Raw genomic sequence first — 11732 nt, 5'->3', positions numbered from 1 at the left:
GCGTGCGCAACGTGCGCGGGCCGATTCCCGCCGGGCAGTTCGTGCAGTTCGACAAGGTGTCGGGGGCCGGCAACGGCATCAGTTGCAACATCGGCGAGAACGATCCCGGCCGCGGCGTGCCCGAGGACGCGATCAGCCTGTTCCAGTCGCGCGGCGAGCCGGGCGAGCCGATCCTGGTCAGCCGCAACCGCCTCGTCGGCGGCGGGCCGAGCCAATCCGGCGGCGGGATCATGCTCGGCGACGGCGGCGGCGCCTATCTGGAGGCCCGCGACAACCTGCTGATCGATCCGGGCCAGTACGGGATCGCGGTGGCGAGCGGCCATCACATGACGATCGCCGGCAACGTGGTGATCGCCCGGCCGCAACCCTTCACCAATGTCGGCATCTCGGTCTGGAACCAGTACGCGGAGCCCTGCCACACGGTGACGGTGAGCGGGAACAGCGTCGATTGGCGCGCTCGCACCGGCCGGGCCAACCCGTGGTGGGACGCCAAGAACTGCCCCGGCACGCTCTGGTCCCTCAACCGGACGCTTCCGCTCGATCCGCAGCGCGAGGTCGCGGCCCAACCGGCCTGCGCCTGCCGGATCGCGGGGCGGACCGCCGAGTCCCGGCCCCCGCTCACCACCCCGAAGGAAGCTGCGCGATGAACCACCCGGTCGACGACGAGCGCCCCGACATCGCGGTCCTGGCGCTGGCGCGCAACTGCGCCGCCACGCTGCCGGCCTTCCTGCGCTTCCTGGCCTCGCTGCGGGCGGAGGGCCTCGATTGCCGCGCCTTCGTCGGCGAGAACGATTCCCGCGACGGCACCGGGGCCCTGCTCGCGGCGGCGCAGGCACGGGGCGAACTGCGCCACGTCCCCACTGGCTTCATGGCCGAAACCCGCGGCCGGCTGGCCCGGATGGCGCTCGGGCGCGAGCACCTCAAGCAGGTCCTCGCCGCGCAGGGGCCGCCGCCGGCCTTCGTCTGCGTCGCCGACATCGACAACGTCATGGCCCGCCCGCCCGAGGCGGGGGCCGTCCTGGCGGCGCTGGCCAAGCTGGAGCGGCCGGACCTGTTCGCGGTCTCGGCGGCGTCGCAGCCGCACTATTACGACCTGCTCGCCTACGAGGACGAGGCGGTGAGCTACGAATATCTCCTCGACGACATCGCCCGTCACCGCCGCGGGGCGCTCGGCTACTACCGCTTCTTCTCCGGCACGATCTACCCGGCGCAGAGCGCCCTGACCCGCGAGCGCGAGACGACCTGTCGCTCGGCCTTCAACGGGCTGACGCTCTACCGCGGCGCCGATTACCGCCTCGGCTCCTATCGCGACGAGGCCTACGCCCGCTGCGAGCACCTCACCTTCAACCGCCGCGTCGCCGCCGCCACCGGCCGGCGGATGCTGGTCGATCCCGGCCTCGTCCTGCGCACCCCCGGCGACCACGCCCAGCGCGGCTTTCTCTCGTTCTACGCGAGCCGGGTGCGGAAGGCGGCGGTGGCGCGTCTACGGGGTTAGAGCGCGCCGCGGCGAAGCCGCGTCCGGTCTGCGGACAGACCGAAGCACTTCGATCGATGACGAAATGCAATGTGTCCGAGCTTGGTGCGGACAGGTCGGACACCCGTCCCTGTCCGCCGTTTCGGAGCGCGGGCTCTAGGCGGCGCGCACGGTGGCGAGGAAGCGTTGTACCTCCGCCGACAGGTGTTCGGACTGTTGCGACAGTTGCGAAGCCGACGAGAGCAGGTGGTTGGCCGCGGCCCCCGTTTCCTCCGAGGCCTGCGCGACGCCCGTGATGTTGCGCGTCACTTCGGCGGTGCCGACCGAGGCTTGCGACACGTTGCGCACGATTTCCTGCGTGGCCGCCCCCTGCTGCTCCACGGCGGCGGCGATGCTGGCCGCCACGCTGTTGATCTCCCGGATCCGGCTCGAGATCGCCCCGATCGCGGAGACGGCCTGGTCCGTCACGCCCTGGATCTCGCCGATCTGCCCGCTGATCTCCTCCGTGGCACGGGCCGTCTGGCCGGCCAGTTCCTTCACCTCGGTGGCCACGACCGCGAAACCCCGGCCGGCGTCGCCGGCGCGCGCCGCCTCGATCGTGGCGTTCAGCGCCAGGAGATTGGTCTGCGAGGCGATGTTCGAGATGAGACCGACCATGTCGCCGATCCGGGCCGAGGTCGTCTTCAGGGCCTGGACGAGATGCGTGGTCTGGTCGGCCTCACCGACCGCGGCCTGTGCGAGGCCCGCCGAACCGTGCACTTGGCGGCCGATCTCCTCAACGGAGGTGCCGAGTTCCTCGGCGGCCGCCGCGACCGTGTTGACGTTGGAGGCGGCTTCCTCGGCCGCCGCCGCGACGGTGGTGGATTGCGAGGCCGTCTCGGTGGCGCTCGCCGTCATCTGCTGAGCCGTGGCCTGCAGCTCGGTGGCCGAGGACGACACCGTGCCGACGATGCCGCCGACGGCGCGCTCGAAGCCGTCCGCCAGCTCGATCATCGTGCGCCGCCGCTCGGCCGCGGCGGCGGCATCTGCGCGGCGCTTGACCTCGGCCTCCTCGGCAGCCTTGCGGGCCACCATGGCCTTGATGCCCTCCACGGCGCGACCGACCGCACCGATCTCGTCACCCCGCGCGGCCTCTCTGATTTCCGAGTCGATCTCGCCCTCAGCCATGCGCTGCAGGACGGCGACGAGATTGCCGAGCGGACGGGTGATGCCCAGGATGACGATCGCGGCGAGCAGGCCGAACGCGATCACCAATCCGATCGCCGCGCCGAGCGTGAGCATCCGCCGCGCACCTTCGGCCGTCTCCGCCGCCCTGGCCTTCGCAGTCCTGAGATCCTCGAGATTGGATTCGACTCGCTTGTTCATCGCAGCGGCGATCTTCGTCCGCGCGGGACGGACTTCGAGGTTGGACACCTTCGTCGCCGCGTCGGTTTCATTCTTCAGCCCAAGGGCGACGGAACGCTCCGCCACTGTGAAGAAGTCGAGCAGGCTCGCTTTGATGCCCATGTTCGTCGTCCGGCGCGTCTCGGTGTCGGCCAGGGCGATGAGTCGATCGATGGCCGCGAGAGCGCGCTCCTTGCTCGCCTTGAACAGCGCGAAATGCTCGGCCATCGCGGCCTCGCCGGTCTCGATGATGACGTTCTTCTCCTGAATGACCGCCTCATCGACGGCGGCTTCTAGTTGCAGCGCGACGATGGCGCGTGTCGAATCCACGTCGATGATGTGCCGCGTGTTCTCCTCAAGCGTCGTGAGATTGACGCGCGCGACGAATACGACGCTGCCGGCGGCAAGGGCCAAAATCAGTGCTGGAATAGCCAGCTTGATGATGATCTTGAGGTTGTTGATCTTCAGCATGGTCAGCCTCTGCAATCGTGCCGCACCGAGACTAGCAGTCTTTTCAGGGAACGTTGGAAGCCTAATCCACACCGATTAATGAAAGCGAAATTTTGCGACGTAAAGACAGTATAATGGCCCAAGGGCAAATGTGATTTTGAGACTGGACCAGTGTATCGCTCGAACGAAGCCGGCGCTAATGCCCGCTTCCGAGACCGGACACGCCCCGCTCCACGACGCGGCAGGCTCCCAATCGGCACGCGACGCCGGGCCTCGCGATCCCCGGACCGGATCGTCAGGCGCGAACCGAAGACATCACGGCTCGGGCGGCGCCTTCGGGTTCTTCTCGGTGCGGTCGCGGTGCGCGGCGGCGCGGGCGAGCAGCAGCATCGTCACCGGCGTGGTGAGGGTGATGAACAGGCCGATCAGCACGTCGCGCAGGACGATGTGGCCCTCGACCAGCGACAGCAGCAGCATCGAGCCGGTCAGGATCAGGAACGCGCCGAGCGTGGCCCCGAGCGTCGGGGCGTGGACGCGCTCGTAGAAGGTCTTCAGGCGGATCAGCCCCAGCGCCCCGGTGAGGGAAAAGCCGGCGCCGGCGAGCGCCAGCCCCACGACGATCCAGGCCGCCCAGGCGGGCAGGTCGGGTCCGTTCACCGGATCACCTCGCCCTGCATCAGGAACTTGGCGAGCGCCACGGTGGCGGTGAAGCCGATCATGCCGAGGATCAGCGCCGCCTCGAAATAGAGCCCGCTGCCGGTGCGCATGCCGTGGACGACGATCGCCAGCATGCCGTTGAGGTAGAGCGTGTCGAGGCCGAGGATGCGGTCCTGGGCGCGGGGGCCGCGCAGCATCCGCCACGCGGCCAGCGCCATCGCCAGCACCAGCATGCCTTGGGCGAGGCCGAGGCCCCAGTCGAGGACGGTGGCGGCGCTCACGCGAAGATCTCCATCAGGGGGCGCTCGTAGCGGTCCTTCACGCGCCGGACCCAGTCCTCGCCGTCGGCGGCGTCGAGGAGGTGCATGAGCAGGCGCCCGCTATGGGAATCGTACTGGACCCACAGGGTGCCGGGCGTCGCGGTCAGGATGATCGACAGCACCGAGAGGCCGAAGGACGACGTCATGTCGAGGGGGATCGAGACGAAGCCGGTGCGCCGCTCGCCGCGGTGCAGGCCGAGGATGATCTTCGCCACGTCGATGTTCGAGCGCAGCATGTCGTAGAGGACGGTGAACAGCAGCCGGACGGCGAGACCGGGGCGGCGCACCCGGACCGGCGTCGGGCGCAGCGCCCGCATCACGGCCGGGACGATCAGCCCGATGAGGAGCGCGAGCACGATGTTGCCGGGGCTCGGCGGCGCATTCAGCACGAGCCACATCAGGGTGAGGCCGGCCGAGAGGAAGGGGTGGGGCAGGAGCGCGCTCATGACCCCGCTCCCGTCTTGTTCTGCGCTGAGCCCTTGCCCGCCCCCTTGCTCGCCCCCTTGCCCACGCCCGCGTCGAGCACGGCGCGGACGTAGTCCTGCGGCTGCGACAGCCAGCGCACGGTGGCCTCGGTATAGGCGAGCGCCGGCCCGCCCCACAGGGCGAGCGCGAGGCAGGCCGCGAGCAGGACGCTCAGGCTCGCGAGTTCCGGCGTGCGCAGCACCGGCTGCGGGTCGTCGTGGGGCACCCAGAGGCTGAAGATGCCGAGCCGGACCAGGGGAATCAGGGTGCCGAGGCTCGACAGGGTGAGCACGGCGATGAGCCACCATGCCGGCGCGGTCATCGTGCCGGAGGCAAGGCCCGAGAACATCGCCAGCTTGCCGACGAAGCCCGCGAGCGGCGGAATGCCGGCGAGCATCAGCGTGCAGACGAGGAAGCCGCCGCCGAGGATCGCCACCGTGGCGGGGATCGCCCGGCCGATCTCGGTGGCGCCGGCATCGTCGAAGGGATCGCGGTACTCGTCGGCGAAGACGGGCTGGGCCGCGTCCGCCGGGTCGCGGCCGCGCTGGAGGATCTCGGCCAGCAGGAACAGGGCGGCGGCGGCGAAGGTCGAGCCGACGAGGTAGTAGAGCGCTCCCGAGAGCGCTCCGGCGCTGCCGGTGCCGAGGGCGGCCAGCACGGTGCCCGAGGAGATCATCACCGCGTAGCCCGCCGCCCGCGTCAGGTCGCGCGCGGCGAGGATGCCGACCGTGCCGAAGGCGATCGTCGCGAGCCCGGTGGCGAGGATCCAGCCCTGGCCGAAGCCCTCCGAGCTGCCGGCCCCGAACAGGAGCAGGCTCAGGCGGATCACGACATAGACGCCGACCTTGCTGAGGATCGCCAGGATCGCCGCCGCCGGGGCGGTCGCGGCGGCGTAGGTGGTCGGCAGCCAGAAGCCGAGGGGCCAGGCGCTGCACTTGATCAGGAAGGCGATGCCGAGCACGGCGCAGCCGACCTCGAACAGGCCGGCTTCCGCCGGCGGGCTGGCGAGCCGCCGGGCGAGGTCGGCCATGTTGAGCGTGCCCATGGTGCCGTAGATCAGGCTGACGCCGACGAGGAAGAACAGCGAGGCGACGAGGTTGACCGCGATGTAGCCGAGCCCCGCGCGGATGCGGCTCTCGCCCGAGCCGTGCAGGACGAGCCCGTAGGAGGCGGCGAGCATCACCTCGAAGAACACGAACAGGTTGAACACGTCGCCGGTGAGGAAGGCGCCGTTCACCCCCATCAGCAGCAGCAGGAACAGGCCGTGGAAGCGCGGCCCCGCCCGGCCCCAGCGGGCGAAGGAGAAGACGAGGGCGGAGAGCCCGAGCACGCCCGCCAGCGTCAGCATCATGGCCGAGAGCCGGTCGGCCACCAGCACGATGCCGTAGGGCGCCGCCCAGTCGCCGAGGCGGTAGACCTCCGGCGCCGCGGTCACCCGGGCGACGAGGACGAGGGCGGTGGCGAGCATCGCCAGCACCGTGCCGAGGCTGAGCGCCGCCTTCAGCCGGTGGCGTCGCTCGTCCATCAGGAACATCGCCCCGGCGACCGCGATCGGCAGCACGATCGGCAGGACGATGAGATGGTCGGACCACAGGACCGCGCCGGGGCCGCTCAGGAGAGGCGCGGTCATGGATGCGGGTTCTCCGGGGTCGGCTCGGCGTGATGCGGCTCGCGGCCGTCGACGTGGTCGTTGCCGGTGACGCCGCGGGCGGCGAGCAGCACGACGAGGAACAGGGCGGTGAGCGCGAAGCTGATCACCAGCGCGGTGAGCACCAGCGCCTGCGGCACCGGATCATCGACCGAGACGACCTCGGCGCCCTTCCCCAGCACCGGCGGCGCGCCGACGGTGAGCCGGCCCATGGCGAAGATGAACAGGTTGACGGCGTAGCTCAGCAGCGACAGCCCGAGCGCCACCTGGAAGGTGCGCGGGCGCAGCATCAGCCACACGCCGGAGGCGGCCAGGATGCCGATTCCCGCTGACAGCACGATCTCCATTACGCCGTCTCCTCGCCGGCCTGTTCCGTTTCCGCCTCGCTGCTGCGGGTGCGGCGCAGGGATTGGTGGGCGAGCGCCACCAGCATCAGAGCGCTCGCGCCCACCACCAGCACCATGATCCCGAGATCGAACACCAGGGCGCTCGCCGCCGGCACCTTTCCGAGCAGAGGCAGCTCCCAATAGGCGAAGTAGGCGGTGAGGAAGGGCCGCCCGAACACCCACGAGGCCGCGCCCGCCGCGACGGCGATCAGCAGGCCCAGCCCGATCCAGGCGATCGGCTGGATCCGCAGGCGCTCCTCCACCCACTGCGCGCCGCAGGCCATGTATTGCAGGATGAAGGCGATGGTGAGCGCGATGCCCGCCGCGAAGCCGCCGCCGGGCAGGTCGTGCCCGCGCAGGAACAGGTGCAGCGACAGGAGGATGATGAAGGGAAACAGCCACGTCATCACGACGCGCGGCACGAGGAGCGCGTCGGCGGCGGTGTCGCCGGGCTTGCGGCCCTCGCGGGCGCGGTCGTAGGCGTCGTGACTGTGCTGCTGCTTCGGCCGCTCGAGGCTGTCCGGCGCCGGGCGGAAGCGGCGCAGCAGGGCGAACACCGTGAGCCCGACGATGCCGAGCACCGAGATCTCGCCCAGCGTGTCGAAGGCGCGGAAATCCACCAGCAGCACGTTGACGACGTTGCGCCCGCCGGCCTGCGGATAGGCCTCCTCGATGAACCAGCGCGCGATGCCGTCGCCCGCCGGGCGGGTCATGACGGCGTAGGCGAGCCCGGCGAGACCGAGCCCGGCGAAGGCGGCAATGCAGAGGTCGACGATGCGGCGGCGGCGCGCCCGCGCCCGCTCCGAGGGGGGAGCGGGGATCGCCGCGTCGCGCTTCGGCAGCCAGCGCAGGCCGAGCAGCAGCATCACGGTGGTGACGATCTCGACGAGGATCTGCGTCACGGCGAGATCCGGCGCCGAGAGCCAGAGAAAGGTCAGGCTGCTCACCAGACCCGCCCCGCCGACGAAAATCGTGGCCGAGAGGCGATGATACTTCGCCCGCTCCGCCGCGCCGACCGCGCAGGCCGCACCGACGACCCACATCAGCGCGAAGGCGGGATCGAAGGGCGTCAGCCGGCCCGGTGCCGACAGGTCGAGCCCGCGGGCGGTGCCCGCCGCCAGCGCGGCGAGCAGGGCGGCGAGGAACAGGATGCGCAGCTGCGGCTGGAGCCGCTCGGCGCCGAACCACAACTCAAGCGCGCGGGCGCCCTTGGTCAGCCCGGTCATCGCCCGCTCGAACAGCCGGCCCCCGTCGAGCCGGTCCATCAGCCAGGGACCGCCGCGGGGATTGGTGTCGATGCGCTTGCCGAACAGGACGTAGAGCAGCACGCCGCCGAACAGGGCGGTCAGGCTGAGCACCAGCGGCAGGTTGAAGCCGTGCCAGATCGCCAGGCTGTAGGTCGGGGCGTCCGCGCCGAACACCGCGCTCACGGCCCGCGCCAGCGCCGGGCCGATGGTCAGGTTCGGGACGAGACCGATGGCGATGCAGGTCAGGACCAAGAGCTCGATCGGGATGCGCATCCAGCGGACCGGCTCGTGCGGCGTCTCCGGCAGGTCGTGCGGGGGCGGGCCGAAGAAGGTCTGGCGGATGAAGCGCAGCGAGTAGAGCATGGTGAAGGCGCTGGCGAGCGTCGCCAGTACCGGCAGGGCGATGTGGATCGGGTGGTCGCCCATGTTGTCGACCGCCTCCGACAGGAACATCTCCTTGGAGAGGAAGCCGTTGAGCAGCGGCACGCCGGCCATCGCCGCGGCGGCGACCATGGCGAGGGTGCCGGTATAGGGCATCGCCCGCCACAGGCCGGAGAGGCGGCGCATGTCGCGCGTCCCCGTCTCGTGGTCGATGATGCCCACCGCCATGAACAGCGACGCCTTGAAGGTCGCGTGGTTCACCGTGTGGAAGATCGCCGCGACCACGGCGAGCGGCGAGTTCAGGCCGAGCAGCAGCGTGATCAGCCCGAGATGGCTGATGGTCGAGTAGGCGAGCAGACCCTTGAGGTCGTGCTGGAAGATCGCGCTCCACGAGCCGACGAGCAGGGTCGCCATGCCGGCGCTGCCGACGATCCAGTACCATTGCTCGGTGCCCGACAGCACCGGCCACAGGCGGATCATCAGGAAGATGCCGGCCTTCACCATGGTGGCCGAGTGGAGATAGGCGCTGATCGGCGTCGGCGCCGCCATGGCGCGGGGCAGCCAGATGTGGAACGGGAACTGCGCCGACTTGGTGAGCGCGCCCATGAGCACCAGCACCAGGGCCGGCAGGTAGAGCGGGCTGTTGCGGATCGCGTCGCCCGAGGCCAGCACCGTGTCGAGGTCGTAGCTGCCGACGATGCGTCCGATCAGGATCGTGCCGACCAGGAGGCAGAGGCCGCCTGCGGCGGTGATCGTCAGCGACATCCGCGCCCCGTCGCGCGCCGCGGCGTTGTCGTACCAGTAGCCGATGAGCAGGAACGAGACGATGCTCGTCAGTTCCCAGAACAGGACGAGCTGGATCAGGTTGCCGGAGAGAACGATGCCGAGCATCGCGCCGACGAAGGCGAGGAAGTAGGAGAACAGCCGCGGCACCGGGTCGGCGGCGGCCATGTAGTAGCGCGCGTAGAGCACCACCAGCGCGCCGATGGCGAGCACCAGCACGCAGAACAGCCAGGCGAGCCCGTCGAGCCGCAGGACGAGGTTGACGCCGAGGCTCGGCAGCCACTCGACCGCGTGGACGACGGTGCTGCCGCCCGCCAGCTGCGGCGTGAGCGCGAGGATGCAGCCGAGACTCGTCAGCGTCACGAGCCCGGCGAGCAATGCGGCGGCGGTGCGCGCATGGCTCGGCAGGGCGCCTGCGAGCACGGAGCCCGCGAAGGGGAGGATCGCGGCGGCGGCGAGAAGGGATTTGCGCATAAAATCCTCCGAGAAGGTCAAAACTGCGCGAGTAACGGCGAGCAAACCTGAACCGTTCCAGCGAAACCGCAGGCAAATTTTCGCTCCGTGCCACAGGCCCGAAGCGAATCCGCGCGGGCGATCTAGGGTGCAGACCGCGGCACAGCGCCGATGCAGCGAGGGTGTACGCGCCGCCGGGCATAGGCGGCACAACGATTTCGTGAGGGACCTCGGCCGGCAGGGCCGGGGTTGCGTCGGAGACTTGCGCTCGATCCTCTCGCCCGAGGCTGCCCGACCATGACCCGATCCCTGACCGCCCTCGCCGTCGCGCTGCTCGCCGGAACGGTGGCGTGCCCCCTCCCCGTCCGGGCGCAGGAGGGGAAGGCCGCGCTCACAAAGGTCGCGAGCTTCGAGCATCAGGTCACCGGCGTCACCGTCTCCCGCGACGGGCGCATCTTCGTCAACTTCCCGCGCTGGAGCGAGGACGCGCCGGTCTCGGTGGCCGAACTCAAGGACGGCAAGCCCGTCCCCTTCCCGGACGATCAGTGGAACGCGTGGCGCAACGCGCGGGCCGACGAGCTCTCGCCGAAGGATCATTTCGTCTGCGTGCAGAGCGTCGTCGCCGACGGGCAGGACCGGCTCTGGGTGGTGGATGCCGCGGCTCCCGCGATGGCCCACGTGATCAAGGACGGGCCGAAGCTCGTCGGGATCGACCTCAAGACCAACACGGTGATCAAGACGATCCCCTTCGACACCACCACGGTGCTTCAGGCCTCCTACCTCAACGACGTGCGGATCGCGCCGGACGGGAAGACCGCCTACCTCACCGATTCCGGGGCCGAGGGCGCGCTGATCGTCGTCGATCTCGACAGCGGCTCGGCCAAGCGCATCCTCTCGGGCGATCCCTCGACCATGCCCGACAAGTCCGTCACCGTGAGCTACGACGGCAAGCCGCTGCGCCGGCCCGACGGGCGCGGCGTGGAATTCGCCGCCGACGGCATCGCGCTCTCGAATGACGGCAAGACGCTCTACTGGCAGGCGATCAAGGGCAAGACGCTCTACAGCCTGCCGACCGACGCGCTCACCGGCTGGGCCGCCGCCTCTCTGGTGCCCGACACGCTGACCGACAAGAGCCTCGCGGGCAAGGTCGCGAAGGTCGGCGAGAACGGCGTCGCCGACGGACTGCTGATCGCCCGCCGCGACGGGCGGATGTACGTGACCTCGCCGCAGGACAATGCGGTGAAGGTGCGCGACCTGTCCGGCGGCAAGGACGGGTTGACGACCCTGGTGCAGGATCCGTCCCTGCGCTGGCCGGACACCTTCGGCGAGGGACCGGACGGGACGATCTACGTCACCACCTCGCACATTCAGGACTCGGCCGACTACAAGCCGGGCGCACCGATCAGCCTGCCGACGGAATTGTGGGCGATCAAGCCGCCCGCGCCCGACGCCACGGGCTCGACCGGAGCCGCACCGGCACGCTGAGGGGGAACCGGCTGATCAGCTCTCCTGAAGCGCGGCCGGCACGTCGGTGCCGATCAGGCGCGCCCGGAGCGGCTGGGCCCGCCCCGTCAGGGTCAGCTCCTGGAGCGCGCCGGGGGGAAGGCCGGCGGCCTCGTAGACGGCCTCCGAGACGATCGCGACCTGCCGCATCGGTCCGGTCAAGCTCTCCAGCCGGGCGGCGACGTTGACCGTGTCGCCGAGCACGGTGAAGCGGGATTCGGTCTCGTCGCCGAGCTCGCCGACGATGGCCGTGCCCGCATGCAGGCCGACGCCGTAGCGCAGGCGCTCGCCGAGGTCGGCGGCGAGCATGCGGTTGAGCTGCTCCACGTGGCGCGCGATGCCGTCGACCGCCCTCAGGGCGTCGCGGGCGGCGTGTTTCGGGTCGCGGTCGAGGCCGAAGATCGCCATCAGCCCGTCGCCGAGATGCTGGTTCACCGATCCGCCCGACTCGCGCACTGCCCGGCCGACCGCGCCGAGGAAGCGGCCGATGACGAAGACGGTGTCGTAGGGCAGGTGCTCCTCGGCGAACCGGGTCGAGCCGCGCAGGTCCGCGAACAGCACGACGACGAAGCGCTCCTCGCC

10 protein-coding genes and 1 pseudogene are annotated in these 11732 nt (G+C 70.4%); 3 read left to right on the top strand and 8 right to left on the bottom strand.

Translation table 11 applies throughout. The annotated features are described in order from the left end of the window. Together MFF42_RS19110 and MFF42_RS19105 are read left to right on the top strand one after the other, a co-directional pair. Positions 1 to 647 (top strand): annotated as a pseudogene (locus MFF42_RS19110) (right-handed parallel beta-helix repeat-containing protein); the annotation flags it as partial. Next, positions 644 to 1495: a glycosyltransferase family 2 protein gene (locus MFF42_RS19105; RefSeq protein WP_238257161.1), complete on the top strand. Its 852-nt coding sequence runs from the start codon at positions 644 to 646 to the stop codon at positions 1493 to 1495. The pseudogene MFF42_RS19110 and the gene MFF42_RS19105, both read left to right, overlap by 4 nt. 135 nt (positions 1496 to 1630) lie before the next feature. On the opposite strand, the gene MFF42_RS19100 is transcribed toward MFF42_RS19105, so the two are convergent. The 7 genes from MFF42_RS19100 to MFF42_RS19070 form a co-directional block, all read right to left on the bottom strand. Continuing rightward, positions 1631 to 3328, bottom strand: coding sequence for a methyl-accepting chemotaxis protein (locus MFF42_RS19100; protein ID WP_238257160.1), 1698 nt, complete (start codon positions 3326 to 3328; stop codon positions 1631 to 1633). A 294-nt stretch (positions 3329 to 3622) separates the two neighbouring features. Then, positions 3623 to 3964 carry a monovalent cation/H(+) antiporter subunit G gene (gene mnhG / locus MFF42_RS19095; RefSeq protein ID WP_238257159.1) on the bottom strand — a complete coding sequence of 114 codons (342 nt, stop codon included), beginning with the start codon at positions 3962 to 3964 and terminating at the stop codon, positions 3623 to 3625. Further along, positions 3961 to 4245, bottom strand: coding sequence for a K+/H+ antiporter subunit F (locus MFF42_RS19090; protein WP_238257158.1), 285 nt, complete (start codon positions 4243 to 4245; stop codon positions 3961 to 3963). The genes mnhG and MFF42_RS19090 overlap by 4 nt, the downstream gene beginning before the upstream one ends. Next, positions 4242 to 4730, bottom strand: a complete 489-nt coding sequence (locus MFF42_RS19085) for a Na+/H+ antiporter subunit E (RefSeq protein WP_238257157.1) — start codon at positions 4728 to 4730, stop codon at positions 4242 to 4244. Before MFF42_RS19085 ends, MFF42_RS19090 begins: the two co-directional genes overlap by 4 nt. Next, positions 4727 to 6379: a monovalent cation/H+ antiporter subunit D gene (locus tag MFF42_RS19080; RefSeq protein WP_238257156.1), complete on the bottom strand. Its 1653-nt coding sequence runs from the start codon at positions 6377 to 6379 to the stop codon at positions 4727 to 4729. The genes MFF42_RS19085 and MFF42_RS19080 overlap by 4 nt, the downstream gene beginning before the upstream one ends. Further along, positions 6376 to 6744 carry a Na+/H+ antiporter subunit C gene (locus MFF42_RS19075; protein ID WP_096487404.1) on the bottom strand — a complete coding sequence of 123 codons (369 nt, stop codon included), beginning with the start codon at positions 6742 to 6744 and terminating at the stop codon, positions 6376 to 6378. Before MFF42_RS19075 ends, MFF42_RS19080 begins: the two co-directional genes overlap by 4 nt. Beyond that, positions 6744 to 9668, bottom strand: a complete 2925-nt coding sequence (locus MFF42_RS19070) for a monovalent cation/H+ antiporter subunit A (protein WP_238257155.1) — start codon at positions 9666 to 9668, stop codon at positions 6744 to 6746. Before MFF42_RS19070 ends, MFF42_RS19075 begins: the two co-directional genes overlap by 1 nt. A gap of 276 nt (positions 9669 to 9944) precedes the next feature. Between MFF42_RS19070 and MFF42_RS19065 the strand changes: the two genes are divergently transcribed. After that, positions 9945 to 11132, top strand: a complete 1188-nt coding sequence (locus tag MFF42_RS19065; RefSeq protein ID WP_238257154.1) for an L-dopachrome tautomerase-related protein — start codon at positions 9945 to 9947, stop codon at positions 11130 to 11132. A 15-nt stretch (positions 11133 to 11147) separates the two neighbouring features. Here the strand turns inward: MFF42_RS19065 and MFF42_RS19060 are convergent. Beyond that, a partial coding sequence (locus MFF42_RS19060) for an adenylate/guanylate cyclase domain-containing protein (RefSeq protein ID WP_238257153.1) occupies positions 11148 to 11732 on the bottom strand: 585 nt, incomplete at its 5' end.

The sequence above is a fragment of the Methylorubrum podarium genome, from assembly GCF_022179745.1.
Lineage (GTDB): Bacteria > Pseudomonadota > Alphaproteobacteria > Rhizobiales > Beijerinckiaceae > Methylobacterium > Methylobacterium podarium.
The sequence above is the reverse complement of the archived record's forward strand: the minus strand, read 5'-3'. Positions and strand labels throughout refer to the sequence as shown.

Excerpts from the sequence above, each read along its gene's own strand:
- MFF42_RS19105 (WP_238257161.1), top strand. The coding sequence starts at position 644 with ATGAACCACCCGGTCGACGACGAGCGCCCCGACATCGCGGTCCTGGCG.
- MFF42_RS19100 (WP_238257160.1), bottom strand. The coding sequence starts at position 3,328 with ATGCTGAAGATCAACAACCTCAAGATCATCATCAAGCTGGCTATTCCA.
- MFF42_RS19085 (WP_238257157.1), bottom strand. The coding sequence starts at position 4,730 with ATGAGCGCGCTCCTGCCCCACCCCTTCCTCTCGGCCGGCCTCACCCTG.
- MFF42_RS19080 (WP_238257156.1), bottom strand. The coding sequence starts at position 6,379 with ATGACCGCGCCTCTCCTGAGCGGCCCCGGCGCGGTCCTGTGGTCCGAC.
- MFF42_RS19075 (WP_096487404.1), bottom strand. The coding sequence starts at position 6,744 with ATGGAGATCGTGCTGTCAGCGGGAATCGGCATCCTGGCCGCCTCCGGC.
- MFF42_RS19070 (WP_238257155.1), bottom strand. The coding sequence starts at position 9,668 with ATGCGCAAATCCCTTCTCGCCGCCGCCGCGATCCTCCCCTTCGCGGGC.
- MFF42_RS19065 (WP_238257154.1), top strand. The coding sequence starts at position 9,945 with ATGACCCGATCCCTGACCGCCCTCGCCGTCGCGCTGCTCGCCGGAACG.